Source organism: Nocardia grenadensis (assembly GCF_050942415.1).
GTDB lineage: Bacteria > Actinomycetota > Actinomycetes > Mycobacteriales > Mycobacteriaceae > Nocardia > Nocardia grenadensis.
Genome location: NZ_CP192054.1, coordinates 3,157,025 through 3,183,261, shown reverse-complemented (window position 1 = coordinate 3,183,261; position 26,237 = coordinate 3,157,025). Strand labels below are relative to the sequence as shown.

At 68.2% G+C, this 26,237-nt stretch carries 31 protein-coding genes; 21 read left to right on the top strand and 10 right to left on the bottom strand.

What is annotated here, in order from left to right; genetic code table 11:
- Positions 1-23 precede the first annotated feature (23 nt).
- Positions 24-1,229: an AI-2E family transporter gene (locus ACQPYS_RS14585; RefSeq protein ID WP_433492924.1), complete on the top strand. Its 1,206-nt coding sequence runs from the start codon at positions 24-26 to the stop codon at positions 1,227-1,229.
- 30 nt (positions 1,230-1,259) lie between these two features.
- On the opposite strand, the gene ACQPYS_RS14580 is transcribed toward ACQPYS_RS14585, so the two are convergent.
- Complete coding sequence (locus ACQPYS_RS14580) at positions 1,260-1,955, bottom strand: TetR/AcrR family transcriptional regulator (RefSeq protein WP_433492923.1); 696 nt, start codon at positions 1,953-1,955, stop codon at positions 1,260-1,262.
- A 117-nt stretch (positions 1,956-2,072) separates the two neighbouring features.
- Here ACQPYS_RS14580 and ACQPYS_RS14575 point away from each other — a divergent pair, with 117 nt between their 5' ends.
- Positions 2,073-3,791 carry a GMC family oxidoreductase N-terminal domain-containing protein gene (locus ACQPYS_RS14575; RefSeq protein WP_063034517.1) on the top strand — a complete coding sequence of 573 codons (1,719 nt, stop codon included), beginning with the start codon at positions 2,073-2,075 and terminating at the stop codon, positions 3,789-3,791.
- A gap of 10 nt (positions 3,792-3,801) precedes the next feature.
- On the opposite strand, the gene ACQPYS_RS14570 is transcribed toward ACQPYS_RS14575, so the two are convergent.
- Entirely contained in the window at positions 3,802-4,641 is an 840-nt protein-coding gene (locus ACQPYS_RS14570) for an acyl-CoA thioesterase (protein ID WP_433492922.1), read from the bottom strand.
- A 90-nt stretch (positions 4,642-4,731) separates the two neighbouring features.
- On the opposite strand from ACQPYS_RS14570, the gene ACQPYS_RS14565 reads away from it, so the two are divergent.
- On the top strand, positions 4,732-5,313 hold the full coding sequence (locus ACQPYS_RS14565) for a TetR/AcrR family transcriptional regulator (RefSeq protein ID WP_063034515.1): 582 nt from the start codon (positions 4,732-4,734) through the stop codon (positions 5,311-5,313).
- 5 nt (positions 5,314-5,318) lie between these two features.
- Here the strand turns inward: ACQPYS_RS14565 and ACQPYS_RS14560 are convergent, their stop codons facing one another.
- Complete coding sequence (locus ACQPYS_RS14560) at positions 5,319-5,960, bottom strand: hypothetical protein (RefSeq protein ID WP_433492921.1); 642 nt, start codon at positions 5,958-5,960, stop codon at positions 5,319-5,321.
- A 139-nt stretch (positions 5,961-6,099) separates the two neighbouring features.
- Here ACQPYS_RS14560 and ACQPYS_RS14555 point away from each other — a divergent pair, with 139 nt between their 5' ends.
- Entirely contained in the window at positions 6,100-7,686 is a 1,587-nt protein-coding gene (locus ACQPYS_RS14555; protein WP_063034513.1) for a GMC family oxidoreductase, read from the top strand.
- Positions 7,687-8,159: 473 nt separating this feature from the next.
- On the opposite strand, the gene ACQPYS_RS14550 is transcribed toward ACQPYS_RS14555, so the two are convergent.
- From ACQPYS_RS14550 to ACQPYS_RS14540, 3 genes are all read right to left on the bottom strand, one after another.
- Positions 8,160-9,197 carry an alpha/beta hydrolase gene (locus ACQPYS_RS14550; protein ID WP_433492920.1) on the bottom strand — a complete coding sequence of 346 codons (1,038 nt, stop codon included), beginning with the start codon at positions 9,195-9,197 and terminating at the stop codon, positions 8,160-8,162.
- 34 nt (positions 9,198-9,231) lie between these two features.
- On the bottom strand, positions 9,232-10,254 hold the full coding sequence (locus ACQPYS_RS14545; protein WP_433492919.1) for a transcriptional regulator: 1,023 nt from the start codon (positions 10,252-10,254) through the stop codon (positions 9,232-9,234).
- Positions 10,255-10,431: 177 nt separating this feature from the next.
- Complete coding sequence (locus tag ACQPYS_RS14540) at positions 10,432-11,307, bottom strand: helix-turn-helix domain-containing protein (protein ID WP_063034918.1); 876 nt, start codon at positions 11,305-11,307, stop codon at positions 10,432-10,434.
- Positions 11,308-11,659: 352 nt separating this feature from the next.
- Between ACQPYS_RS14540 and ACQPYS_RS14535 the strand changes: the two genes are divergently transcribed.
- From ACQPYS_RS14535 to ACQPYS_RS14520, 4 genes are all read left to right on the top strand, one after another.
- Positions 11,660-11,953, top strand: a complete 294-nt coding sequence (locus ACQPYS_RS14535) for a hypothetical protein (protein WP_433492918.1) — start codon at positions 11,660-11,662, stop codon at positions 11,951-11,953.
- 132 nt (positions 11,954-12,085) lie between these two features.
- Positions 12,086-12,592: a DUF2599 domain-containing protein gene (locus ACQPYS_RS14530; protein WP_433492917.1), complete on the top strand. Its 507-nt coding sequence runs from the start codon at positions 12,086-12,088 to the stop codon at positions 12,590-12,592.
- Between the two features lie 18 nt (positions 12,593-12,610).
- On the top strand, positions 12,611-13,270 hold the full coding sequence (locus tag ACQPYS_RS14525; protein ID WP_063034509.1) for an SDR family oxidoreductase: 660 nt from the start codon (positions 12,611-12,613) through the stop codon (positions 13,268-13,270).
- A 122-nt stretch (positions 13,271-13,392) separates the two neighbouring features.
- Positions 13,393-13,758 carry a hypothetical protein gene (locus tag ACQPYS_RS14520; protein WP_245664395.1) on the top strand — a complete coding sequence of 122 codons (366 nt, stop codon included), beginning with the start codon at positions 13,393-13,395 and terminating at the stop codon, positions 13,756-13,758.
- A gap of 82 nt (positions 13,759-13,840) precedes the next feature.
- On the opposite strand, the gene ACQPYS_RS14515 is transcribed toward ACQPYS_RS14520, so the two are convergent.
- Complete coding sequence (locus ACQPYS_RS14515) at positions 13,841-14,728, bottom strand: helix-turn-helix domain-containing protein (protein WP_063034475.1); 888 nt, start codon at positions 14,726-14,728, stop codon at positions 13,841-13,843.
- 82 nt (positions 14,729-14,810) lie between these two features.
- Positions 14,811-15,029 carry a DUF397 domain-containing protein gene (locus ACQPYS_RS14510; protein ID WP_030519885.1) on the bottom strand — a complete coding sequence of 73 codons (219 nt, stop codon included), beginning with the start codon at positions 15,027-15,029 and terminating at the stop codon, positions 14,811-14,813.
- 409 nt (positions 15,030-15,438) lie between these two features.
- Between ACQPYS_RS14510 and ACQPYS_RS14505 the strand changes: the two genes are divergently transcribed.
- The 5 genes from ACQPYS_RS14505 to ACQPYS_RS14485 all read left to right on the top strand — a co-directional run bounded on the left by ACQPYS_RS14505 (position 15,439) and on the right by ACQPYS_RS14485 (position 17,028).
- Positions 15,439-15,648: an SAM-dependent methyltransferase gene (locus ACQPYS_RS14505; protein ID WP_433492916.1), complete on the top strand. Its 210-nt coding sequence runs from the start codon at positions 15,439-15,441 to the stop codon at positions 15,646-15,648.
- Entirely contained in the window at positions 15,648-15,860 is a 213-nt protein-coding gene (locus ACQPYS_RS14500) for a hypothetical protein (RefSeq protein ID WP_433493168.1), read from the top strand. Before ACQPYS_RS14505 ends, ACQPYS_RS14500 begins: the two co-directional genes overlap by 1 nt.
- Positions 15,788-16,108: an SAM-dependent methyltransferase gene (locus ACQPYS_RS14495; protein WP_433492915.1), complete on the top strand. Its 321-nt coding sequence runs from the start codon at positions 15,788-15,790 to the stop codon at positions 16,106-16,108. The genes ACQPYS_RS14500 and ACQPYS_RS14495 overlap by 73 nt, the downstream gene beginning before the upstream one ends.
- Positions 16,109-16,256: 148 nt before the next feature.
- Complete coding sequence (locus ACQPYS_RS14490) at positions 16,257-16,475, top strand: hypothetical protein (protein WP_245664386.1); 219 nt, start codon at positions 16,257-16,259, stop codon at positions 16,473-16,475.
- 118 nt (positions 16,476-16,593) lie between these two features.
- Positions 16,594-17,028, top strand: a complete 435-nt coding sequence (locus tag ACQPYS_RS14485) for a CBS domain-containing protein (RefSeq protein ID WP_433493046.1) — start codon at positions 16,594-16,596, stop codon at positions 17,026-17,028.
- Between the two features lie 4 nt (positions 17,029-17,032).
- Here ACQPYS_RS14485 and ACQPYS_RS14480 read toward each other — a convergent pair whose 3' ends face one another.
- Positions 17,033-17,452: a pyridoxamine 5'-phosphate oxidase family protein gene (locus tag ACQPYS_RS14480; RefSeq protein WP_431938183.1), complete on the bottom strand. Its 420-nt coding sequence runs from the start codon at positions 17,450-17,452 to the stop codon at positions 17,033-17,035.
- A gap of 157 nt (positions 17,453-17,609) precedes the next feature.
- Between ACQPYS_RS14480 and ACQPYS_RS14475 the strand changes: the two genes are divergently transcribed.
- From ACQPYS_RS14475 to ACQPYS_RS14460, 4 genes are read left to right on the top strand one after another with little or no spacing between them, the layout of a single operon-like run.
- Positions 17,610-18,908 (top strand): aminotransferase class V-fold PLP-dependent enzyme, encoded by a 1,299-nt coding sequence (locus ACQPYS_RS14475; RefSeq protein ID WP_433492914.1) that lies wholly within the window; start codon positions 17,610-17,612, stop codon positions 18,906-18,908.
- Positions 18,905-20,182, top strand: a complete 1,278-nt coding sequence (locus ACQPYS_RS14470) for a heavy-metal-associated domain-containing protein (protein ID WP_433492913.1) — start codon at positions 18,905-18,907, stop codon at positions 20,180-20,182. Before ACQPYS_RS14475 ends, ACQPYS_RS14470 begins: the two co-directional genes overlap by 4 nt.
- The gene (locus ACQPYS_RS14465; protein ID WP_433492912.1) at positions 20,179-21,675 is read left to right on the top strand and encodes a decarboxylase; all 1,497 of its coding nucleotides are present in this window, start codon (positions 20,179-20,181) and stop codon (positions 21,673-21,675) included. Before ACQPYS_RS14470 ends, ACQPYS_RS14465 begins: the two co-directional genes overlap by 4 nt.
- Complete coding sequence (locus ACQPYS_RS14460) at positions 21,672-22,991, top strand: pyridoxal-phosphate dependent enzyme (protein WP_433492911.1); 1,320 nt, start codon at positions 21,672-21,674, stop codon at positions 22,989-22,991. Before ACQPYS_RS14465 ends, ACQPYS_RS14460 begins: the two co-directional genes overlap by 4 nt.
- A gap of 9 nt (positions 22,992-23,000) precedes the next feature.
- Here ACQPYS_RS14460 and ACQPYS_RS14455 read toward each other — a convergent pair whose 3' ends face one another.
- Positions 23,001-23,684 (bottom strand): phosphatase PAP2 family protein, encoded by a 684-nt coding sequence (locus tag ACQPYS_RS14455; RefSeq protein ID WP_433492910.1) that lies wholly within the window; start codon positions 23,682-23,684, stop codon positions 23,001-23,003.
- 91 nt (positions 23,685-23,775) lie between these two features.
- On the opposite strand from ACQPYS_RS14455, the gene ACQPYS_RS14450 reads away from it, so the two are divergent.
- From ACQPYS_RS14450 to ACQPYS_RS14435, 4 genes are all read left to right on the top strand, one after another.
- Positions 23,776-24,096, top strand: a complete 321-nt coding sequence (locus ACQPYS_RS14450; protein ID WP_433492909.1) for a DUF6191 domain-containing protein — start codon at positions 23,776-23,778, stop codon at positions 24,094-24,096.
- 72 nt (positions 24,097-24,168) lie between these two features.
- Complete coding sequence (locus ACQPYS_RS14445) at positions 24,169-24,792, top strand: TetR/AcrR family transcriptional regulator (protein WP_063034465.1); 624 nt, start codon at positions 24,169-24,171, stop codon at positions 24,790-24,792.
- A 62-nt stretch (positions 24,793-24,854) separates the two neighbouring features.
- Positions 24,855-25,082 (top strand): hypothetical protein, encoded by a 228-nt coding sequence (locus tag ACQPYS_RS14440; protein ID WP_063034464.1) that lies wholly within the window; start codon positions 24,855-24,857, stop codon positions 25,080-25,082.
- 23 nt (positions 25,083-25,105) lie between these two features.
- Positions 25,106-26,212 carry an SPFH domain-containing protein gene (locus ACQPYS_RS14435; protein WP_433492908.1) on the top strand — a complete coding sequence of 369 codons (1,107 nt, stop codon included), beginning with the start codon at positions 25,106-25,108 and terminating at the stop codon, positions 26,210-26,212.
- Positions 26,213-26,237 lie beyond the last annotated feature (25 nt).

The window sequence follows — 26,237 nt, the reverse complement described above, 5'->3', positions numbered from 1 at the left end:
GCCGGGCGTGCGAGACTGGCCGGGTGAACGGGGAGAAGGAAGTCCGCGCCGACCGTACTCGCTCCACCGGCGCTACGCGGCCGCCGGATCGGGGGGACGTTTTCGGTTCCGGCGTGTTGTGGGTGGCCAAATGGGCGGTATGCGTCGTCGCCATCGCGGCCGGGGCCTGGGTCCTGGGCTTCCTGGCGGCCCGGCTGTGGGTGGTGCTGCTGCCGGTGCTGCTCGCGATCGTGGTCTCCACGGTGCTCTGGCCGCCCACCCGCGTGCTGGTGAAGGCCGGGTTGCCGCCGGCCGCGGCGGCCTCGCTCACGCTCATCGGTTTCATCGGCGTGCTGGCGGGCGGTATCGCGTTGATCGTGCCCTCGGTGGTGGATCAGGTGCCCGAACTCTCCGACAAGGCCACTACGGGTATCAACACGGTCCGGGACTGGTTACAGGGCCCGCCGCTGAATATCCGGGACGAACAGCTGAACTCGGCCGTCGACGCAGTGGTCTCACGCGTGCAGTCCAGCGCCGAACAGATCGCCTCCGGTGTTTTCACCGGAGTCAGCACCGCCACGTCCGTGCTGGTCACCATATTCCTGGTGCTGATCCTCAGCTTCTTCTTCGTCAAGGACGGGCCGAAATTCATCCCGTGGATGCACAAGTTCACCGGCGGGCGCAGCGGCCGGCATTTCGAGGAAGTGCTGGTGCGGGTCTGGGATGTGCTCGGCGGGTTCATCCGCACTCAGGCGCTGGTCAGTTTTATCGACGCGTTCTTCATCGGGCTCGGGCTGGTACTGCTCGGTGTGCCGCTGTGGGGTGTGCTCACCGCACTGACATTCCTGGGCGGCTTCATCCCCATGGTGGGCGCGTTCGTCGCCGGCGCGCTGGCGGTGCTGGTGGCGCTGGTCGGCAAAGGATTCACCACCGCGCTCATCGTGCTCATCATTATCATCGCGGTCCAGCAGCTCGAGGGCAATGTGCTGCAACCGGTGCTGCAGAGCCGCACCATGAAATTGCACGCGGTCGTGGTCCTGCTCGCGGTCACCGGGGGTGGGACCCTGTACGGCATCACGGGAGCGTTCCTGGCGGTACCGGTGGTCGCCGTGGTGGCGGTCGTGGTGCGCTACATCAGCGAACAGATCGATGTGGCCGTGACCGAAGCCGATCCGGCCGGGGAGGCCGCGGCGGCGGACCCGGCGACGAACGAGGTGGATACCGAGAAGGCCGCGGAGCCCGGCCGGTAGCGCCGGACTCGGGCCGCCCCGGGATCCGGTTCAGGCCACACCGAGCAGGGTTTCCAGGCCGGCGATATGGGTCTCGAAGACCTGCGTGCGATCGGTGAACGTATCCGCACCGTACATATCGAAGACTTCGAAGCACACGGCACCGAACAGCGCGCACCAGACGGTGAGTCCGCGGGCGAGCACCCAGTCCGGCACCTCCAGCCCGAATTCGGCGCGGATCCGGACGAAATCGTCGGCGAGCGGCCCGGCGAGCGATGGCCCGTCCGCCGCCGGGGGCACAAGCAGTCCGCGGCCGTGAGCCGCGGCGAATAAGCCCATCAGTGTCACGATGACCCGGGTGCCCGGGGTGACCGTGCGATCGGCCGGGGCGGCGTATCCGGGAACCGGGGTACCGAACAGCAGGCCGTACCAGGCCGGTTCGGTGAGCGCCCAGGCGCGGATGGTACGCGCGGTGACCCGGAACTGTTCGATCGGATCATCGGGTGCGGCGGCGAGCGCCGCGTCCACGGCATCGCCCAGCGCGTCGTACCCGTCGACCACCAGCAGGGTCAGCAATTCATCCCGGCTGCGGACATAGCGGTAGACCGCGGAGGAGACCACCCCCAGGTCGCGGGCCACCGCGCGTAACGACAGGGCGGCGGCGCCGTCGGTGGCAAGATGTTCGCGCGCGATCCGCTTGATATCGATCATTGTCTGGGCCCGGGCCCGGGCACGGGGGGTGGTCATACGACCACCCTGTCCAATTTGGAGAGCACTGTCAACAGTAGTGAGCATTGCTCCGCCCCAGCTGTGTTAATGTTACCGCAAGTCACTGCTGACCATCCGAACCCAAGGAGAAGTCCCATGTCCGAGGCGGCCACGGATTTCGATGTCCTCATCGTCGGCTCCGGGTTCGGTGGCAGTGTCACCGCCCTGCGGCTGATCGAGAAGGGCTATACCGTCGGCGTCCTGGAAGCCGGCCGCCGTTACGCCGACGACGAGCTACCCAAGACCAGCTGGGATCTGCGCAAGTTCCTGTGGGCGCCGAAACTCGGCTGCTACGGCATCCAGCGCATCCATCCGCTGCGCAATGTGCTGATCCTCGGCGGCGCCGGGGTCGGCGGCGGATCACTCAATTACGCCAACACCCTCTATGTACCGCCGGAGCCGTTCTTCCAGGACCCGCAGTGGCGTGCGATCACCGACTGGCGCAGCGAACTCACGCCCTACTACGAGCAGGCGAAACGCATGCTCGGCGTGGTGCAGAACCCGCATATGACACCGGCCGACGAGGTCTTCAAACAGGTGGCCGAGGATATGGGCGTCGGCGACACCTTCGTCCGGACCCCGGTCGGCGTCTTCTTCGGCGAACCCGGCGAAACCGTGGCCGACCCCTACTTCGGCGGCGTGGGCCCGGCCCGCACCGGCTGCCTGGAATGCGGTGACTGCATGGTCGGTTGCAAGTTCGGCGCGAAGAACACCCTCGTCAAGAACTACCTGTATCTGGCCGAACAGGCCGGGGCGCAGGTGGTGCCGATGACGACGGTGACCGAACTGCGGCCGCAATCCGACGGCAGCTGGGTGGTCTCGGCCCAGCGCACCGGCGCCTGGGTGCGCAAACAGCGCACCACCTACACCGCCCGTCAGGTCGTGGTCGCCGCGGGCACGCTCGGCACCCAGCGCCTGTTGCACGACATGCGGGACCGGCGGGTACTCCCGAACCTGTCCGACCGCCTCGGCCTGCTCACCCGCACCAACTCCGAATCGATCGTCGGCGCCGCCACCAAGAAGCTCGCGCCGGGCCAGGACTTCACCCGAGGCGTCGCGATCACCTCGTCGATCCACCCCACTCCCGACACCCATATCGAGCCGGTGCGATACGGCCGCGGTTCCAACGCGATGGGGTTGCTGCAGACGCTGATGGTCGACGGCGGCGGTCGCGTTCCGCGGTGGCTGCGGTTCCTGGGCACCGCCCTGCGTCATCCCCTGCTGCTGCTCAGCTTCCTGAGTGTCCGCAACTGGAGCGAACGGACCATCATCTCGCTGGTGATGCAACATCTCGACAACTCCATCACCACCTACACCACCCGCGGGCTCTTCGGTCGCAAACTGACCAGCAAGCAAGGTCACGGCGAACCCAACCCGACCTGGATCCCGGCCGGCAACGAGGCCACCCGCCGGGTCGCCGAACAGATCGGCGGGACCGCGGGTGGCACCTGGGGCGAAGTGTTCAATATTCCACTCACCGCACATTTCCTCGGCGGGGCCGCGATCGGCGCCGACCGCGACACCGGGGTGATCGACGCCTACCACCGAGTCTTCGGCTACCCGACGCTGAGCGTGGTGGACGGCGCCGCGGTCTCGGCGAACCTCGGCGTCAATCCGTCCCTGACCATCACCGCACAGGCCGAGCGCGCCGCTGCGTACTGGCCGAACAAGGGCGAACAGGATCCCCGGCCCTCGCAGGACGCGCCGTACCACCGGATCACCCCGGTGGCGCCGAAATCCCCGGTGGTCCCCGAATCGGCACCGGGCGCACTGCGGTTGCCGATCACGCCGGTGACCGACCCGGCCGCGAGCTGAACCGACGGTCTCAGTCCTTGAAGTAGACCAGTTGATGGCTGGTCGCCAGCAAGGTGCCGTCGTGGCCCCACAGGTGCGCCATCTGATCGAAGTGGCCGTGCCCGAAGCGGTTCGCGCGGGCGCGGCCCAGCAGATATTCGGTGCCCTGGGCGGCCAACTCTTCGGCGGTCGCGTGGAAGTAGACGGTGAGCGAGATCGTGCCGGCCGGCAGATAGCGCCCGCGCCGCAGGAACACGCGGGGGTAGAACGCGTCCGACATGGCGGTGAGCGAAGCGAAATCCACCGGGCGGGCCGGGGCGTCACGTAGCCACAGGGTGCTCACCGAATCGGGATTCTCCGGGAGCTCGGCGGTGGGCTCGACATCGGGAATGGCGCCGGCGACGAACCGCAGATCATAGTTGCGGCCCCAGGCGATGAAATCCGGGAAGATCTGCGGCACCACCTCCTCGGCGTCCGGGCCCGGCACCGTCGGCATGCTCAGCTCGAGATCCGACCAGGTGTCGCGACGGATACCGAATACTGCGGTCGCGGTGGTGGTGACCGTGCCGTCCTGGGTCAGTTCGAGCTGCCAGTGCTGGTTCGTGCGATTAGTGCGGACGGGCCGCGCGGTGATCTCGAAGGGCCCGTCGGCGATCGGTCCCGCGTAGTTCACCGTCAGCGACAGCGGATCACCGACCCGGTCGGGATGCCGTTCGATCGCGCGCAACAGCGCCGCCGCGGTGACGCCGCCGAACGGGCCCACCATATTGGCGTAATCGGGGCAGGTCCGACCGGCCAGCCGATGCGCGTCGGTGTATTCCACGGCGATCGCCGTATCGAAGGGGTGGGTCGGCGCGTCGATCCCGGTCACGAATCCTCCAGAAAATAGTGCCGCTGGCACGGCGAGACGATCATAAGTATGACAACATACATAGTTACCACGGGCAAGAGGGAGCAGCGCATGCCACGACCGAAGGATCCCGCCGGACCCCGGGCGGCCATGATCGACAGCGCGATATCGCTGATCCGGCGGCGCGGCGTCGCGGCTGTCTCGTTCACCGATGTACTACAGGCCAGTGGCGCACCGCGCGGATCGGTGTACCACCACTTCCCCGGCGGCCGAGCACAGCTGATGACGGAGGCCACCGAGGCCGCGGGCAGCCGGGTGGCCACCGGAGTCACCAAAGCGCTGGCGGCGCCACAGGCCTCGGCCGCCCTGCGCGCACTCGCCGATATGCTGGCTCACGGACTGGACAAGTACGACTACGCGCTCGGGTGCCCGATCGCCGCCGCCGCACTCGGCAACGAACCCGGCGCCGTCGCCGCCGCCGGCTCGGCATTCGAGACCCTGCGCGAACTCGTCGCCGCCAAACTCGTCGAGGACGGGGCCCGGCCAGAACGGGCCCGCTCCATCGCGCTACTGGTGATCAGCGCGCTGGAGGGCGCGCTGATCGTCGCCCGCACCGAACGCGGACCGGCCGCGCTGGACACGGTGGTCGAGGAGTTGAGCGAGATCTGCCGAACCGCGGTCGAGGGCAGGTAGGGCGCTCACTCCACCGCGCGGGTCTTGATGGCGTCACGCGAGATGAACACGTCGTATTCGCCGGGGGTCGCGATTACCGCGTTGCCGTAGGCCGACCGGACGAAGGGCGAGGTGAACCAGCGGCTTTCGGTCATATCCTCGAAGAAGTCGCGATCCCCGCCATTGAGGAAGATGTGGTTCTGCCGGGTGGCCACCCCGTCGAGCCGCTGCCCGTACAGGCGCGACACCTTGTATCCGGAATGGAAGCCGAGGGCGTTGACCCACGGTTCCAGTTCCACCAACTGCGCCTGCAGTACCCACATATCGCCCTCGACCCGGTGCGTACTGCGCTCGGTGGTGCCACCGTCGGCATCGAACAGCGTCAGCTCCACCTCGAGTTGATGCTCCGCCTCGGAGACCGGTGCCACCACCACATGCGCCGCCCGCACCTCCCCCGTCAGGCCGAGGTAGGTCTGCACGAGGGTGGCGATCCACAGCACCAGCGCCGCGGCGACCAGCAGTAGCGCACCACCGGCACCCCGGGCGATCAGGGCCCGCGACCCCCTCTTGCGCAATGCGAACAACGCCGAAACCAGCAGGGCCACACCGAGGATGATCGCGAGGATCGAACCCGCTTGCAGCACCCCGTAATCCACCGGGTAACTCATGCGCCGGTTATACCCCGGCGGCGCACGACGTCACCCGCGAACGAGCTTTTCCGAACAACTCCTGCACTGCGGCGAAGACGCCTCGCGTCCGGCTCCGCTCTCGTATGTTTACGGATACACGAGATCGAGAGGTGCGAAGGTGACAGCAGTCAGTGCGGACTATGTGATCATCGGGTCGGGATCGGCGGGAGCCGTCCTCGCAAACCGGCTCAGCACGGACCCGGGCCGTTCGGTGATCCTGATCGAGGCCGGCCCGGCCGACAAGGACAAGTTCATCCACATACCGGCCGCCTTCGCCAAACTCTTCCGCACCCCCTATGACTGGGACTACCTCACCGAACCCCAGCCCCAGCTCGACGATCGGCGGATCTACTGGCCCCGCGGCAAGACCTTCGGTGGCTCGTCCTCACTCAACGCCCAGATGTGGGTGCGCGGCTTCCGCGCCGACTACGAGGAATGGTCGGTCGCCGGGGGCCCGGAATGGGGCTTCGACCGGGCGGTCGAGCAGTTCCGTTCGATCGAGAACGTCGAGGGCGCGGCCGCCCCCGACCACGGCACCGGCGGACCCCTGCACATTTCCCGCCAGCGCAGCCCGCGCCCGTCGACCGCCGCCTATCTGCGGGCCGTGGCCGAACGCGGTTTCCCCGTCGAGGAACCGAACCTACCCGAACCGCAAGGGTTCACCCAGACCATGGTCACCCAGTACCGGGGACGGCGCTGGAGCACCGCCGACGCGTATCTGCGCCCGGCGCTGAAGCGGCGCAATCTCGAGGTGTACCCGGAGGCGACCGCCACCCGGGTGCTCTTCGACGGGGACCGTGCCGTCGGTGTCGAATACTCGCGTGCCGGCCGGACCGACACGGTGACGGCCCGTACCGAGGTCGTACTCTGCGGCGGCGCGATCAACAGCCCGCAGCTGCTCATGCTCTCCGGAATCGGCGATCGCGCCCAACTCGAACGCCATGGAATCACGGTCCGCCACCACGCGCCCGAGGTCGGCGCCAACCTGCAGGATCATCTCGTCACCGGACTCGGCTACGGAGTGGACAACGACTCACTGTTCGACGCCGAGAAACCGGCCCAGCTGATCAACTACCTGCTGCGCCATCGCGGCATGCTCACCTCGAACGTCGGTGAGGCGTACGGCTTCGTGCGCAGCCGTCCCGAACTGGAGCACCCCGACCTCGAACTGGTCTACGCACCCGCGCCCTTCTACCACGAGGGCCTCATCGAGCCGACCGCCCACGGCGTCATCCTGGCGGCCGTCCTGGTGCGCCCGCACAGTCGCGGCACGATCACTCTGGCCTCCGGCGATCCGCTGGCCAAACCGGTGATCGATCCGAAGTACCTCTCCGACGAACAGGGTCTGGACCGGACCGCGTTGATGACCGGCCTGCGGTACTGCGCCGAGATCGCCGATACCGCCGCCATGCGAGAGGTGCTCGGCCCGCTCTGCTATCCACCGGACGCACCCGCCGACGGAGCGTCGGAAGCCACGCACGCGCTGACACTCAACGGCTATTCACACACCCTGTACCATCCGGCCGGCACCTGCCGGATGGGCTCGGACGAGAACAGTGTGGTGGACCCGCAACTGCGCGTACGCGGTGTGCGGGGCCTGCGGGTCGCCGACGCCTCGATCATGCCGGTGCTGGTGCGCGGGCACACCCACGCGCCCAGTATGTTCATCGGGGCCCAGGCGGCCGACTTCCTCACCCGCGCATAGGCCACGGTGCCACCGGCCCGGACGCGGTACGGGGCCGGTGGCAACCGGCTCGGCCGCGCCCACCGGGTGACCTGAGCGGTGGCCACCCGGTGGGCGTACTGCCGCCGCGCGCGGACGAGGGGACGCGGGCTGTGAGGCGGACGGCCCGTGCGAATCCGCGGCGACCGGTGTGTGCTGGAGCCGGCCGGTGGAGTCGGGCCGGCCGGGCTCCGCGCACACCCGTCTACGCGCCGGTCACAATGCGGCGAGATCCTGTTCGGTCGGCGCCGCCGCGGGCTCTGCCCGGGCACCGGTACCGACAAGTCCACGAACGAGCACCGGGGCGGCCGGCGAATACCGCCGACCGCGCCCGGGCCGGGTTCGGTTCCGTCATAGAGAGCCTCCTGGAGAACTTCACTGCCCGATTCGCCCGGCGCGGTGCCGTTTCCCGGCCGGCGAAGGGTGCCGACAGTTCGGGCACCGCGCCGGGTATGTCACGAATTCTGCGGTAATTCCAGCGCGGCGCGCAGGGTCGGCCAGCTGCGATGCAACTGCACTTCGAAATCCGGCCAGGAATGCATTCCCTCGGGCAGATAATCCACCATCGCGGGAATGCCGAGTTCGGTGAGACGGGTGGCGAATCGTTGCGTGCACAGGTGGGCACCCGATTCCAGCAGCGAGCCACCGCCGAGCAGCACCGCCAGAATTTCCGGGCTGTCGCCGATCGACATCAGTGCCGTGTTGCTGGGAGAACCGTTGGCCACCGACACGTAGATCCGGGTCCCCCGCAATTTGTCGGCGCCCAGCAGGCTGTCGTGGGCGAGCCATTCCGGCGAAGCGGGCGGGCCGAACAGGTTCTCCGGATTACCGCCGCGCGAGGCCACCGTCATGGTCGTCACCGCGCGGCCGAGTTGGTCGGAGGTGGAGTAACAACCGCTCATCCCGGCGACGCCCCGGTAGAACCCCTGATGCCGCTGCGTCAGCATCATCGCCGCCTGCGCGCCCATGGACACCCCGGCGATCGCCCGGGTTCCGTTGGATCCCAGATACTTCTCGACAATCGGTGGTAGCTCCTCGGTGAGAAAGGTCTCCCAGCGGTTCAGGCCCAGCGCGGCGTCCACCCGGACCCAGTCGGCGTACATACTGGCCGTACCACCGGTGGTCAGCACCACATCGACCGGTTTGTCGGCGAAGAACTCGGCCGCGTCGCCCTTGGTCAGCCAGCCCGAGGTCGGGCCGCCGTCCACACCGTCGAGCAGGTACAACGTGGGCCGGGGCGCCGGGCCGGAGCCGATCAGGGTATCGATCGCGATCTCGCGGCCCATGGCGGCCGAACGGATGTGTAGCCGGATTCGCTGATCGTCGAGTACCTGCACGCGCAGCAACCGGCCGCCGGACTCCCGCGCGCTCGTGGCCGGTGCGGCCGGGGCCGGCGGCGGGTGTCCCCCGGGGTCCGCGACGGCCGGTGCCGTCGCGGTGGCGACCGCGACCAGTACGGCCAGGGCGGCCAGGACCGAAACCCGTGATCTCATCTCGTACCTCGCAGCAACACTCGCGACTCACCCATCACGCGGCTCCCGGTGTGCCCGGACGGGCGCGCGGGCCGGTGGCGGCGACCGGACGCGGCAGCCGGTGCACTCGCATCGCATCCGCCATCGCGTCCTGTTCGGTGGTCGCGTCATCGCTTATCCGGTACAGGCCGGGGGGTTGTCCGCTGGCACGGAGCCGGTTCAGGACGTCGTGGGTGCGCCCCGCCAGCTCCGGCACTTCCGCCGTGGTACCCGCGGCGACCGTCGCCGTCGGCCGTACCTCCGCAGCCTCGGCCACCAGCTGCAGCACCTCGGCGCTCATCAGCCCCGCCGCGGTGCGACCGCCCGGTCCCCACAGATCGGTTTCCAGCGGGATCAGCACAGTTCCGCCGTCGGCACGCAACAGCGACAGCGACCGCGACCCCAGCGGAGTGCCGAGCGCGGCCTGCACCCTGCGCAGTTTCCGGCGCGCCGCCGACACCGCCTCCGGGCCGCCCGCCCGCTCCTCGGCGTGCGGCGGGAGCGCCAGCGCCACCACCCGATAGGCCGGCGCCACCCGGAACCCGGACCGTTTCGCCAGTGCGGCCACCCCGTGCCCACTCAGCAGGGCGGCCACCATGGTCTGCGCCGAGGTCTGGTGTTCGCGCGCGACGACCCGGTGCTCGTCCAGATACGCCGCCGCGGCGGCGGTGGTCACCACTTCCACCACCCGGACCAGGAGCCGGGCTCCGTCCACCATCGCCTCGGCCCGCAATGCCGCGGCGGCGATCCGCTCCGCGAGGAATTCCACAGCGTCCCGGGCACATTCGTGGCATGCGGTGAGCACCGTTTCCAGCGCCACCCCCTCTTGGGCCCAGCGCACCGCCGCGGTCACGACCGCCGGCGGCGCGGCGGCGGGAGCGGCGGGCTCGGGTGCGAGAACTTCGGCGATATCGGCGAGACACCGCCGCACCGTCGCGCCCACATCCGCGGTTCCGCCGAATCGATCGGGGCGCCGGAGATGCGCCACGAGTTCGGTTTCCAGGTCCGTGCTCCCGGAATCGGCTCTGCTGCCCACCATAACTACCGGACAGTAACCTCTCTCGCGGCCGGTAGATACGATCTAGCGGTACTCCGGAGAGTTCATCAGTGACCGGCCTCGCGGTTTGGGTTCGGTCACAAGACGGTAACGAGTTCCCCCGAGGAGTTCAATACTCGGGCAATTCGGCGCGACGGCCGGCGACCCCGGGCCAGGCGGTCAGCGACCGGCACCACTCTGTTCCCGGCGGGCCGGCTGATCCATGATCCGTGGCTGGCGCCGGCGCAGTGCCGTCAACAGGCCGGGTGTGTATTCCGGCGGCGCCGCGTGTACCGACAGTTGATTGGCGACCGCGCGGTAAGCGTCCAGGTCCGCCTGCTTGTCGAGATACAGAGCGCCCGTGAGCTGCTGGAGATAGACAATATCGGGTAGGTCCGCCTCGGCGAACCGGAGATAGGTGAACGCGCCGTCGGCCAACGCCGGACCGCCCACATGATCGGCCAGGACTTGCACCGTGATGTGCGGCTGCCGAGCCGCGGACAACATCCGGTCGATCTGCGCGCCCCAAACCCTCGAACCACCGATCCGGCGGGTCAGGGCGGCCTCCTCCACGATCAGCCACAGATGCGGCGGATGCGGCCGGTCGAGAATGTGCTGGCGACGCATCCGCAGCGCCACCCGGCGTTCGATCGCGTCCTCCGGCTCCCCCGGATGGGCCAGCGTCAGCAGGGCGCGCGCATAGTCCGCGGTCTGCAGTAGCTCCGGCACGGTGCGCGGTTCGTAACAGCGGATCACCTGGGCGGCCTGCTCGAGACCCAGGTACATATCGAACCATTTCGGCAGCCAGTCGTTGTCCCGATGCCACCACCCGGAGGTATTGGCCTGCCGCGCGAGTTCCTGGAACGCGTCGAGTTCTTCGGTATCGGTGACCCCGTACAGCGCGAGCAGATCCACCAGATCACGTTCACGGATACTGGTGCGCCCGAGTTCGAGCCGGCTGATCTTCGAATCCGAACCACGGATGTGGTCACCGGCCTGTTCCCGGGACAACCCGCTGGCCTCACGCAGCCGCCGTAACCGGCCACCGAGCACCATCCGCAGTACTGTCGGCCCGCCGTCGGCCGCGGCTCGCGCGGTGAATCCCGGGCCGGCCGAGGTCTCCGCCTCCACCGCCGATCGCATTCCAGAAGCACCCATCATTCGAGTTTCGCATGGGAGCGGCACCGGAGACCAAACGAAACACTCGTGGCGTGAACGACATTCGCCGGAGGTGAGCCGTGGAATCGCACCCGGCGGGCCGGGCCCCTGCGACACGGTTCATACCCACGGCCCCCGCCGCTGAGCGGGTATCCACCGGTGTGAACCGCCCCGAGCTCTTTCTGCGTCGTGCTGTGAATTCCCCAGACCCACTTCCGGAACATGTTCTCAGCAATGGTGCGAACTTACTGTGACACACAACGGCGCCGTCGGGGACGCCTGGAAGGAGACGCGGATCTTGGACGCCACGACACCGGCCACTGCCGAACGCGACGACGCCGCCCGCGACCACCTCAACCGGCGGGTCACCGTCTACTTCGACGGCACCGCCGCGGGCAGCGCCCTCGTCCTGGAGTACGCGGCGACCAACGCCGAAGCCTGGGAATTCACTTCCGCCGCACTGCACGCGGGCCTCACCGTGACGGTGGACAGCAAGATCAGGCCAGGTCTGCGCCGGCTCCCCTGCCACAGCCTGTGGCGGTGAGCAGCCGACCGGGCGCGGTGAGCCCCCGGCGCGCGCCACACACCGGCAGATCCGCACCGTAGCGGCGCGACCCTCTAGGCTCGGAAGCAGCCGGCGCGACGGGCGGGCCGGCCCCGAGGCGCAGGAGCGAGTATGCCGATCGAATCCGCGGTCCGCGCGGCCGGCGTATCGACGATTCTCTCGGCGCTGGCCCTCACCGGATGCGCGAGTTCGAACTCCGATATCGGGTCCGGCAGCGCACCCGCGGTCACCGCGACGACCACGGTCACGGTTCCGGCGAGCGCCACCACCGGTACCCTGCGCCCGACTCCCACGGTGGATCCGTACGCCGGGCAACCCCTGATCGACCACCTGGAATGGACCGAGAATGCCGCCGGTCCACGACTGATGGTCCACCCGACCCGGGCGGGCCGCGACACCACCTATCCCGGAGCCGATATCCGCGCCTGGCAGGAGATCCGCACCGCCGATCCGGCCGCCGACACCCCGGGCATGTGGGACCAGTTCCGCTGCCACTGGGAGTGGGCACGCCTCGTCGCCCCGGACAAACCCACCTGGAATCTCGAACCCTGGCGGCCGTCGGTGGGCTACGACGCGACCGTCGATGCCGCCTGCAATCCCGGCGGCCCCGAACGCTGACCACGAAAGGACCCCCGTATGCGCATCGTCATCGCCGGTGGACACGGCAAGATCGCCCTCCTGCTCGCCGAACTTCTCACCGGCCGGGGCCACAGCGTCATCGCGTTGATCCGCAACGCGGCCCATGCGCCGGAGGTGTACGCGACCGGCGCCGAATCCGTTGTCCTGGATCTGGAGCAGGCGGTGGTGACCGACCTGGCCGCGACGGTCCAGGGTGCGGACGCGGTGGTTTTCGCCGCCGGCGCCGGCCCGGGCAGCGGGGTGGCCCGCAAGTACACCGTCGATCGCGACGGCTCGGTCCTGCTGGCCGAAGCGGCCGAACGCGTCGGCACCCGTCGCTTCCTGCAGATCTCGACGATGGGCGCGGGCCTGGCCCCGGCCGCCGGCACCGACGAAGTATGGGCTGCCTATATGGACGCCAAAACCCAGGCCGAGGACGATCTGCGCAGTCGTGACCTCGACTGGACCATCCTGCGGCCCGGTCGCCTGCTCGACTCCCCCGGCACCGGTTCGGTCACCCTTGCGCCGCCGCGGCTCGACCGGGGGGATATCCCCCGCGCGGATGTGGCCGCGGTATCCGGCGCACTGCTGGAGGCCGACCATACCGCCGGTCTCACCCTGGAACTGGTTACCGGCAGCACACCGATCGAGGCCGCGGTCGCCGCCTTGGCACGTTGATTCCGATATCGAAAACCGTTCGCACACAAAGAATCGATCGTGCAGATGTACTTGCATTTGAAAGCACCAGCGACCTAGACTCTTCCCACACCGCTATACAGGGGAGAACAAGGGGAGGCCGCGTGAGTGAGCCGACGACACCATTCGCCAGTGGTTTACTGCCGCACCTGCGGGAGAGTCCGGCGGATCCGACCCGATTCGCAACTGCTCCAGCGAGAATCGATCCCGCCCCGATCGGCAAGCCGGCGAACGGTATTGATATGACAACATTCGGCCTCCACAGCGGCCACCCGCTCAGCGATTCCACGCGCCAAACCGCCGTGGAATTCGTTATTGATGCAATTGAATCCACGGGTGCGGCGACTCGGGACGATTTCGATATCGACCAGATCGTCACCACCGCGCACGCCCTGGCGGACGATTGGGACTTCCGATCGTTGCGGCCGGACACCTTCTGGCGTGTCGCTTCGGCCTTCATCCGGGCCTGATAAGCATCAGCCCGGGTCATCATCTCGGGGCCTTGGCCCCGAGATGATGACCCGGGCTGTGACTTTCGCCGATCGCCCCGGGTCACAGGCCTTTCGTATAGTCCGCGACGATCCTGCGTGACTCTTCCGGCGGTGCCGCCTGCACGCTCAACCGGTCCATCACCGACAGATACAGCGCCAAATCCTCACGCCGGTCCAGATACAGTGCGCTGGTCAGCTGTTCGAGATAGACGATATCCGGCAGCTCGGTCTCGGCGAAACGAAGGATGGTAAAGGAGCTTCCCGCAGCGGCATGTTCGCCCGCGGAGAACGGGACCACCTGGATCGTCACATTGGGCAGCCGGGTCAGATCCAGCAGATGCTCCATCTGCGCCCGATGCACATCACGCCCACCGACCGGGCGGTGCAGTGCCGCTTCGTCGAGTACCGCCCAGATGACCGGCGGGTCGGCGCGATGCAGTATTTCCTGCCGGCGCTGACGGAATGCCACCCGGCGATCGGTATCGGAATCCTCGTAACCGAGCGTTACCACGGCCCGGGCGTAATCCGGCGTCTGCAGCAGGCCAGGCACCAGATGCGATTCGTAGGTACGGATCTTGCTGGCGGCCTGCTCCAGACCCAGATACGTGCCGAACCAGGGTGGCAGCAGATCACCGTAGCGGTGCCACCATCCTGGTTCGTTCGCTTTACGCGCGAGTTCGAGAAAGCTCTCCCGCTCTTCCGGATCGTCGACGCCGTACAGCGTCAGCAGATCCCGGATATCCCGCTCTTTGAAACTCGTCCGGCCCAGCTCGAGCCGGCTGATCTTCGCATGGGAGCCGCGGATGGCATCACCCGCGGCTTCTCGGGTGATCTTCTTGCTCTCGCGCAGTTTTCGTAACTGGCCGCCCAGAGCGATACGTAGAACCGTGGGGCCACGTTCCGCCTCGGCGGATTGCGCACCACCACGGTTCTCGGGCTCTGCGATCATGGAGTCGTCTCCGATTTCGGGTTAACCCACGGTGCGCCGCTCATCGGATCGGGCACACCACGCCGACGGCCCATGTTACCTCTCAACCCGCCAGATCGTCGAACTCTCCGGCCTTGGCGCCCTGAAGGAAAGCCTCGATCTCCGGCCGCGTGTAGAAGATCACCCCGCCGTCGGGGAAGCGCGAATTACGCATGGCCACCAAATTGTTGGCCGCCTCGGCGAACTCGACACAGTTCCCGCTCGGGTTGCTGAAGGTGCTCTTCCGCCAGGCTCCGATCACCTGGTTCGTTACTTCCGACATAGGACCCACTCCTTGCTCATGGTCGCTGACGCCACTGTCGCATACCGTCGGTCCTTACAGATGCAAACGCAGGTGTTCTTGCATCTGCACCGACATCAGGACGATAGCACGAAGTTCGCCACACCGCGTCCACAGGCCTCCGGTGCCCGCGCGCGACCCCGGCAGCCACCCATGACCTCGCCCGCGAACTGTTCGCAGAGGGAGTCACCGTAGCCCTCCCGAACCGTTCCGCGGTGATCATTTGGGCTCCGGCCATCACGGTGGCGAACCGTTCCCGCACACGCCGACCACCGGTATCGACAGTGGCGAGTCTTGTACTGTCGCAGTGGACATCGGTTTCACCAGCCGGCGGGCCCACCGCCGGTATCCGCGCCGGCGCGTTCCGACCATGACCGCCCAGGAGTCCGCCATGTCCGAAGAACACCACCCCACGATCCGGACCGATATTCCGCATTCCGCCCGCATCTGGAACCACCGGATGGGCGGCAAGGACTACTACGAGGTCGATCGCATCGCCGGTGACGCGGGGATCGCGGTCGATCCGGAGATCACCACCATGACCGGCCGGCCGCGGCAGTTCCGCATCCGGGCGGTGCGGTTCCCGGCCGCGGAGCGGTGATGTTCATGGGCGCGCTCGGCCACGCGGACTCCTTCGCGGAGATGCGGCGGATCTTGTACACCGCGCTCGAGGCCACCTCATCCGGCCGCTATCCGGTCCTGTGGGACGGTATCGACGACAGTGAGGCGTACCTGGCGCTGTGCCGGAACTACACCGATACCGGAGGCGGTGCCCTATCCGCCCGGAGATCTGGGCCTTACTCGACGGGTTGACACTGGTGGAACCGGGCGTCGTCCCGATCGACCGGTGGCGCCCGGACACCCCGGCGACGAATCCCGGTCGGCGATCTCCGCGTACGGCGGCGTGGACCGGACACCCCGGAACCGCCACCGCCCGGCTCGGAGCGGACCGTGACCGCCTCGCGGAAGGCGCAGTGCCACACCGTCGATGGTCAGGAGAACCGCGGCAACAGGGTCGGTGCGAATTGATCTGTTGTTTGCAGATGTACTTGCATTTGTAAGCGACGGCGGCTTAGACTCAGGCGCACAGGAGGGGCGATACACAGCATTTTCCTCGGCTGATCCGCCGACCGGAGGTGTCGCCCCGCAACGTCGCATGTGAGGGGCAACCGAATGATCCAACCATTCCGAAGTCCCCATCGGAACGCCGTGGGCAGCGCAGGCGGCGGTCATTCCCTCGGGCACCATCCGGAACCGCTACGCCGCTACGCGGTCCCCGAAGCCGGTACCGACTGCAATTCCGAACCGCCGGTACTCACCTATCGGCAGGCGCGCGAGATCCTGCACATCCACGATGTGCACGGCCCGCAATGCCGCCAGTGGCTGGCCGCCGCCGCCTATCTCTCCGCGGGCCTCGACGACGAGTAACCGATCGACGGCTCCACCCACCCCACAACATCGAATAATGCGGTCGATGCCGATTCGTGCTGGCGCCCGGGCCTCGAGCGCGGGATTCTGGAATCCCGCGCTCGAGTGGATGGTGACCATGCGAATCGCCGAGATACTGCGCAACAAGGGCAGCGCCGTCATGACCGCGCGTCCGGATCTGGATATCCGCGCGCTGCTCGCCCTGCTGGCCGAACACAATATCGGAGCCGTGGTCGTCTCTCCGGACGGCTGCCGGATCGCCGGAATCGTCTCCGAACGCGATATCGTCCGCGCCCTGAATCGGCACGGCGCGGCTCTACTGGATTCCCCGGTCTCGCGGATCATGTCCACGGAGGTCCGGGTCTGCGCCCCCGAGGATCACGTCGAGGGGCTGCGCCGGGTCATGACCGAGCACCGGGTCCGGCACCTGCCGGTGGTTTCCGGTGGTGAACTGGCCGGCATCGTGAGCATCGGTGACGTGGTCAAGAGCGCCATCTCCGAACTCGCCACCGAACGCGAGCAGCTCGTCGAATATCTGCAGGGCGGCTATTGATCGCTCAGCCGAGATCGGCGGACAACCATCGCTGCGGGCGCATGGACACGACCACGTGCTCACCCAGTTCGGCCGCGGCGAAGGCCAGGTACTCCTCCACTCGCTCGGGCGGCAGATAGCGCGCCACCATTTCGCGATGCCGTTCATCGGTCAGCGGTTCGACCCCGGTGACCGGGCCCTCCACACTGACGTAGCGGACGGTCGGCTCGACGCGCTCGGCCAGCAGGCTGAATCGTCCCGCCGCCCGGATCCGGCGCATTTTCTCCGATTCCGGGCCGGTGAGCACCCAGAGATCACCACCCGGCTCGTACTGATACCAGATGGGCACGGTGAGGGGCCCCCGCTCCGGGCCCGCCGATACCGAGAGCGCGCCGATATGCGGCTCGGCCAGAAACGCCTGACGTTCGTCGAATGTGAGTGGCATACCGCACCATAACGCCGGCCACCGACATCTTCGGGGACCTCGCCACCCGCCGCGCTACGCCGACGAAACCGTCTGCGCACCAAGCGCACTGGGCGAAATTTCCGATAATGAGTATCGTTGTTCGCAGTCCGGCTGGAGCGGCGGAAGGAACGATCACATGGGATCACCCCCGCGCCGAGCGGATCGGCTGCCCATGTCGGACAGGGCGGCGGCACCGGTGCCGACGGCCACCGGGCTGCTCCCGCCGGAGGTCCGCGCGTCCTTTCCGGCCGTGGCCGGCAGCCGGGAGACCTACCTGGACAGTGCCGCCACGACGCAGAAACCGCGGGCGGTGATCGACACCGTCCTCGACTACCATTCGACCGCTACCGCCAATGCCGCGCGCGGCACCTACCCCTGGTCCACGGCGCTCACCCAGCGCATCACCGCGGTCCGGGCCGCGACCGCGCACTTCGTGGGCGCCGCCCGGCCCGACGAGATCGTCTTCACCGGCGGCGCGACCGCGGCGCTCAATGCCGTCGCACTGTCCTGGGGTCTCACCGCGCTCATGGACGGGGACGAGATCCTCTACAGCCCACGCGACCACGCGGCCAATGTCTCGCCCTGGTTCCTGCTGCGGGACACCCTCGCACGCTTCGGCCGCCGGATCGAACTCGTGCCCTACCGGGTCACCGCGGCGGGGCAGGCCGATACCGCCGATATCGCCGCGAAACTGAGCCCGCGTACCCGGCTGCTCACCGTGACGCACCTGCATCATGTGTTCGGCGCCCGCACCACCCTCACCGAACTGCGCGAGCGGATTCCCCCACGGGTACACCTGTGTTTCGACTGCAGCCAGAGTGGCGGTCACGTCCCGGTGGACGTCACCGCGCTCGGGGCCGATTTCGCGGCCTTCGCGGCACACAAGATGTTCGCGGCGCCGGGCACCGGAATCCTGTACTGCCGGCAGCGGACCCATGCGCAGTTGCGGCCGTTCCTGCCCGGCGGCGGTACCGACGCGGTACTGACCACCGCGGGGTTCGACGCCGGCGTCATGCCGGGCCTGCTCGAGGGCGGTACCGCCAATATTCCGGGCATCCTTTCGCTGGGCACCGCGCTGGAGGTTCTCGAGACATACGGTATGCCCGCCATCGCGGCGCACAACCGGGCGCTGACCCGGCGGTTGATCGATGGGTTGCGGGCGGTGCCCGGACTGACGTTCCTGCCGGGGCCCGCGCACGCCCGGGACGACAGTGGATACGGCATCGTCTCGTTCACCTTGACCGGGATATCGGCGGCCGACCTGGGATTCGTCCTCGCCGAATACGGCTTCCTCGTCCGCACCGGCGCCCACTGCGTGCCCGAAACCGGGGGCGACCCCGAATCCGTGCGGGTCAGCACTCACGTCTACACCTGCCTCGACGATATCGACCGTTTCGTCGACTGCGTCCGGACCCTCGCCGAGGAGCTGCCATGAGCACAGAGATCAGCGCATCCACCGATACCGCCGCCCGGTACGACCGGCGGGCCACCGCGCGGATCCTGGCCGAGCTCGCCCGGCCGGGACTGTTCGCCGACCACCGGCCGGCGGGAACGGTCCGGTTCGAGTACACCGCGACCGAACTGCGCCCCGAACCCGGCAGTCATCTCACTGTCTCGCAACGGCTGTACCTGGAACGGTTCATGCGACCCTGCCCCGCCGACGCGGTCACCTCCGCCACCCACCGGATGACCTGGATCGACAGCGCCGGAGTACCCAATACCGGCTTCTACCGGGCCGACGGGCCCGGCCCGCTCGTGCCGATCGCCACCCGGGAGGCCGTACTCGCGCTCTGGCGCGCGATCGAGGACAACTCCGGTCTCGCCGACCGGATATCACGTCTGGACGCGGCGGCGCACTCGGTGCTGGCCGGCACCACCACCGATCACGAACCCATCGATATCTTCCGGGTGGGGGTGGAGTCCGCGGGCCGGGCGCTGGCCCAGCACGCACTCATCGCGCGGCAGACGCCCTACCCGACACCCGGCGAATTCGCGCGCGGACTGCAGGACTCCGGTATCTTCACCGCGGTCGCCACCCGGTGGTTCTGGGAACTGCAGGCATCGACGTATCGGCGAGGCATGATTCCGGTGAGCCTGCGCACCGAACCCGGCGGCTCGGTGCGGTACACCGCAGAATCGGTCGCCACGCTGCGGGCGATGAAGGACGCGACCATCGCCGACGCACACCGGGTGATGGACCGGGCGACCACCGAGGAGGGGCTGACCGTACCCGCGGCGATCGCCCGGTATCACGACGATCTGGATCTCATCTCCCGGCAGTACGCACTGCTACCACGCGGGGAGCAGCCCTCCTGCCCGGCCGCGGTCGTACACCGCGAGGGCGGTGCGAACTTCAGCGTGCTGGCCGAGGTGGTGCACCGCTTCGTCGAGGTATTCGACGACCTCGCCCGGCACTGCGAACCGGTGGCGGTGCCGGCCCGGGAGGATCTGGGCACCGGCCCGGCGGCGGAGGAGGACCGGATCTTCTATGTCCCCGATATGACCTGTAAGCACTGTGTCCGCACCATAGGCGGGGTACTGGAATCGATGGGCATCGGGGTCGTGGACATCGACCTCGACAGTAAACGGGTCGTGGCGGAGTTCCGCAGCCCGCGCAACCGGGCCCGCGCCTTCGAGGCCTTGCGCGACGGCGGCTACAACCCGGTGGGCGAGCGACCCGACTCACTGCGCCCGGGAAACCTCGGATGACCGTGCGGTTGCGACCCGACCGCCCGGAACCCACCGAGCCCACCGCACCACCCGCCCTACCGGCGTACTGGGATCCGCTCGTCGCGGCGTTCCTCGCCGATCGTCGCGCGTTCGACGAGGTACTGCGCCGCTTCGGGACACCGGTTCATCTGCTGTTCCCACAGGTGTTCGCGCGCAATATCGATCGGCTCACCGCGGTACTCGACGAGGCACAGACCGGCTACCGCATCTGTTACGCACACAAAGTGAACCGGTCCCGGGCCTTCGTACGCACCGCCGCGGCGCACGGGATCGGTGTGGACGTGGCTTCGGCAGGCGAACTGGAATCGGCGCTCACGGCCGGATTCGACGCCTGCCGGATCGAGGTGACCGGGCCCAAGGGCGAAGCGTTCCTCCGGGAACTGGTGCGCACCGGGGCCACCGTGAACGTCGACAACGAATGGGAGCTGGGCACGCTCGCCGACCTCGCCGACCCGTCCGCACCGGTCCCGGTCCTGCTCCGGGTCAGCGGATTCACGGGTTCGCAGGTGAGCCGCTTCGGGATCCCGGTGCCGCGGATGGCGGGGGCGCTCGAGGTGCTCGTGCGACACCGGGACCGACTCCTTTTCCGCGGCACGGCATTTCATCTGGATACCGGCGATACCGCCGAACGGGTACGCGCCGCCGATACCTGTCTCGCGCTACTCGAACAGGCGTACTCGGCCGGACTCGCGCCGTCGGTGCTCGATATCGGCGGCGGACTGCGCCAGGTGTTCACCGCCGACGGCGCCCGGTTCGACGATTACGTACACCGGCTGCGGGACGCGCTCGCCGGCCACGGCGCCGCGATGAGCTGGGGCAGCAATACCTTCGGCTATCAGGTCGACGGGGGCGCGGTGCGCGGGACGCCGGTTTTCCACAAATACGCCAACACCGTGACCGCCGCCGAGATGCTGGCCGGTTTCCTGGCCGCCCCACTCACCCGGCACGGCGGCCGCAGTATCGCCCGGGTCGCCGCCGACAATCTCCTCGACATCTGGCTGGAACCCGGTAAAGCACTCGCCGACCACGCCGGGATCACCGTGGCCCGGGTCGAATTCGTGAAAGTGGCCTCCGACGACAGTGTGCTCGTCCACCTGGACATCAGCCGCGACACGGTGACACCGGCCGATCAGGAAGTGATGGCCGATCCCCTGCTGCTGCCCGGTGACGGGGTCGAACCGGCCGGACACCCGGCCGGTGTCTTCCTGGCGGGACGGCTCTGCCTCGAAAGAGATCTCGTCACCACGCATACGGTCTGGCTGCCGTGGCTGCCGCGGCCGGGCGACCTGATCGTCTTCCCGAATACGGCGGGATATCACATGGACCTGTCGGCGGCCACGGCCGCCATGCACCCCCCGGCCGAGAAAGTGGCGGTGGTCGGCCACGGCGGGCGCTTCCTGGCGACATCCGACGCCGACTACCGGCCACCGTCCTTCCCCGCCGCCGACTCCGACGCACCCGAGGTTCCGTGACGATCCACCAGCACATCACCGAGCTGATCGGTGACACCCCCCTGCTCCGCCTGGACCCGGCCGTACACGGCCTCGACGGCGTGGACCTGTACGCCAAACTCGAATCGCACAATCCATTCGGTTCGGTCAAGGACCGCGTCGCCTGGGCGATGCTGCGCGACGAACTCGATACGCTGCGCGCGCAGCGGCGGACGCTGATCGAGGCGTCCAGCGGCAACACCGCAAAAGCGCTGCGCATCCTCGGTGCGATCCACGGTATCGGGTTGCGGGCCATGACCAATCGGATCAAGGTCGGTGAGGTGCGCGATCTGCTCCGGTTGCTCGGCACCGAAATCGTCGAGCTTCCCGGCCTGTCCGAATGCCCGGACCCCACCACGCCCAATGATGTGTACTCGGCGATCGACGCGGCCATGACCGCGGAGCCCGACCGATTCCGGCATCTGTCCCAGTACACCAGCGAGAAGAATATCGCCGCCCATCACGACGGCACCGGCCGAGAGATCCACGAAGATCTCACGGCCGCCGGGATCGAGCGGATCGACTATCTGTTCGGCGGGCTGGGCACCACCGGGTCGAGCCGCGGGGCAGGGAGCTACCTGCGAAAGTTCCATCCGGAGTTGCGGACGGTCGCGGTGGTCTCCGAACGCGAGGACTTCATTCCCGGGATCCGATCGGAACGGGAGATGTGGGAGGTGGGCCTGTTCCAGCCCGATTTCTACGACGAGATCCGGGCCGTGCGATCGGGCCCCGCGATCGAGGCCACGCTCGAACTCGCCACCGGATACGGGGTCCTGGCCGGACCCACCAGCGGCGCCGCCTACGCGGCCGCGCGCGAGGTCCTCGGACGCGGCGACCGCGGCGGCACGCGCACCGTCGGGGTGATCATCGTCTGTGATCGGCTCGAGCCGTACCTGTCCTATATCGAGCAGCGCCGGCCGGAACTGTTCGGCCGCGACGCCGGCCCACGTCCACCGGAACCCGCCGAAATCGCCGCCGTACCAGAGCTCACCCCTACCGAATTGGCCGAACTACTGCGCACCGCGCGCCCGGTGATCGTCGACACCCGGGGCGCCATGGCATACCGGGTGGCCCATATCCCGGGCGCGATCAATATCCCCGACGACCGGCTCACCGACCTGTTCGCGCACGGAACACCGTTCTCGCGGGCCGAACCGGTGATCTTCACCTGTCCCACCGGCGATATCTCCCGCCGGTTCGCGGCGACCGCACGCCGGACCGGCCACACCGCCTACAGTCTGGGCGGTGGTCTCGCAGGCTGGCGGGCCGCGGGCCTGGAGCTGGAACGCGGCGGCTGAACGACCCGGTCAGCGGTGAGTGTTCCAGGCGGCGGGGTCCGCGCTTCCGGAACCGGCGGCTGTCGCGGAACTGTCCGCACCCGCTGCCGTGCCCTCGGCCCGGGTCCGCACGGCCACCCCGACGGCGACCAGCAGACCACCGAGCGCCCAGCCGGCGAGTACATCCGTGGGCCAGTGCACGCCGAGATAAATCCGCGAAAGTCCGACCAGCAGTACGAAGACGGCCGCCGTGACCGCGACGATCACCCCGGCGACGCGATGCGCGGTCCGCAGGCAGAACAGTGCGGCGAGTACGCCCACCGCCGCGGCCGAACCGACACTGTGCCCCGAGGGGAAGGACTGATTGCTCACCTCCACCAGCTGCCCGGACACCGGCGGCCGCGACCGGCCGATCAGTTGCTTCGATACGGGCACCAGCACCGCGGAGGCCGCGCCCACCCCGGCCACCAGCAAGAGGTCCCCGTACGCGCCGCGCCGCAGCAGCACGGCACAGGCCAACAGCGCCAGCGTCCACATGGCCACCGACCCTCCGAGATGGGTGATCACCGTGGCGGCCGTGGTCAGTGGATCGGTGCGCAAGGTCAGTACCCACTCGCGCAGCGGGCAGTCCACCTCGGTCGTGGCATCGCCCGCGACGACATAACCGGTCGTCGCGGCGGCCACGGCGAACAGCAACACTGCGAGCACGACCACGCGCTTCAGCCTAATCGCCCGGCGGTTGCCGGGCCCGGCTCGGGGGCCGGGAAAACGCGATCACCACCGTCGGGGCGCTACTCTGAAAATCGTGGATGTCCTCTTCCTCGGCGCGCCCATAGCCGTGTTCCTGCTGGGCGCCGTCGCCGCACTGCGGTGGGTGTACACCCGCTTCCCCAAGACAGGACACTCGACCGGCGAGCGCACCTCCACCCGCCTCGCGGCCGCGGGAGTGGAGGAGCTCACCGCCTTCTGGTACGGGAGCAAACGCGACCAGCTGGACCATCGCGCGGCGCAGACCATGTTGCGCGATGAGGAATCCGACGGTGCGCCACCGCGCGACCGGATCGACCTCGCCGCCGGCCAGGCGGTGCTCGTGGCCCGGCTGCCGCACCCGGACCGCCGGAGCTGACCCGCGGCACATACGGTGCGGCGCCGTGACCACCCGGCGCGGCCGACGGCACCTGCCCACTACTGTGAACGGGTGCATTCAGATCAGCGATCGGACGACAGCGGACCCCGGATCTGGGGTGGCACCACGCTTTCCGAGCGGAAGTCGGCACGGCGCAGCGCACTGCTCGAGGCCGCACTGGATCTGATCGGTGAATCCGGCGCCGCCGGTGTCACCATGCGAGCGGTGTGCCGCCGAGCCAATCTCACCGATCGGTATTTCTACGAGAGTTTCGCCGGCCGGGATGAACTGCTCGATGTCCTGTACCGGCAGATCGCCGACGACTTCCTCGAACCGATGACCGCCTTCGCGGTCGCCGACGACGCCTCGCGGGACCGGGCCCTGTCCGAAGCGCTGGTGGACAAAGTGCTCGAGGACCCCCGTAAATCACGTCTGTTCCTGGTGGAGCCGTACTCCAGCACCGGCCTCGGCCAGACCACCATCGCCGTCATGCCCGCCTTCACCCGGCTCATCCAGGACCACCTCTTCCACCGGATCGACGATCCGGTCCGCCGCCGCCTCGCGGCCGTCACCATGGCCAGCGGGAACGCGGGAATGTTCTCCGCCTGGCTCAACGGGTCGTTGCGTGCCACCCGCGCGGAAATCGTCGAGCACCTCGTCGCCATGCTGAGCGCCTACCGCCGGCTCTATCGGTAGACCGGGACGCGGCGGGGGAACGATCTCGGAAAATCACCGCCGGGCAAGGAGGTACGCGAGAAATGCACGATGAAGTCGTCGGGTCGACCGGTAAGCTGATTTCGCCGATCCGAGGCCCCGGGACGCTGGGTGAGGTCCTGGTGGCCGTACGTGGGGGGACCGAAGGGTATATCGCGCGTGCCGCCGAGGCGATCCCGGCCGGAAGCACCGTGCTGGTCGTCGCTGTCGATTCCGGTCGAATCGCCGACGTGGTGCCCTGGATACCTCTCATACCGGACCCGGCGCCGTAGCAACACGACGCGAGGAGTCAGACGTGCTGGGTTATCATGTACCCGATCCCGACGAGGCGATGCTGGTCAGCGGCGCCAAGAGCCGCGATGCCACCCCCTTCCGGGTGATCATCGGACGCGGTACGTGGGTGATGCCGTTCTTCCGGAAGGTGCGTTATCTCTCGCTGGCGATGTTCGAGGCCGAGATCAGCGAACGCTGTGTCACCAAACAGGCCATCGTGCTGCAGGTACGAGCGGTCATCGCCTTCAAGGTCGCCAACGACACCGCCTCGATCGTGAACGCGGCCCAGCGTTTCCTCTCCGAACAGGAGCAGGAGATGTCGGTGCTGACCGGCCGGATCTTCTCCGGTCATCTGCGGTCCATCGTCGGCTCCATGACGGTGGAGGAGATCATCCGGGAGCGCCAGCGGCTGGCCGACGAGGTCCTCGTCGCGTCGAAGGTGGAGATGAGCAATATCGGCCTGTGGGTCGACTCGTTCCAGATCCAGTCCATCGACGACGGCAACCTCGGCTATATCTCCGCCCTCGCCGCTCCGCACAATGCCGCTGTCCACCGGGACGCCCAGATCGCCGAATCGCAGGCCGCGCAGCGCTCCGCCGAGGCCGAACAGGAATCCCTTCGCAAACAGGCCGAATACGCGCGGGAGACGGCGATCCTCAAGGCCGGTTACCAACGCGATATCGACAAGGCCGAGGCCGAGGCCGCTGCGGCCGGACCACTCGCCGCCGCGCTCGCCCAGCAGGAAGTACTCGGCGCCCAGGCCGCCCAGGCCCGTAAGGAAGCCGAACTGCGGGAACAGCAGTTGCAGGCCGAGGTGGTGAAACCGGCGCAGGCCGAGGCCGAGCGGGTGCGGATCCTCGCCGAGGCCGAGGCCGACCGCACCCGGATCCAGGCCGAGGCGGCGGCCTCCAACAATCGCATCGCGCTCGACCAGATGCTCATCGAACAGTTGCCCCTCATCGTGGAGCAGGCGGCGCACGGGCTGTCCAACGCGAACCTGACCGTTCTGAACGGGCCCGACGGGGTGGGCGAACTGCTCAACGGCATGGTCGGGCAGGGTCTCACCGTGTTCAACTCGCTACAAAAGGCGCTTTCGACCACCGATGAGGAAAAACCGGATATAGAGTAACCGGCAGAACTGCGGCGAGGAGCGG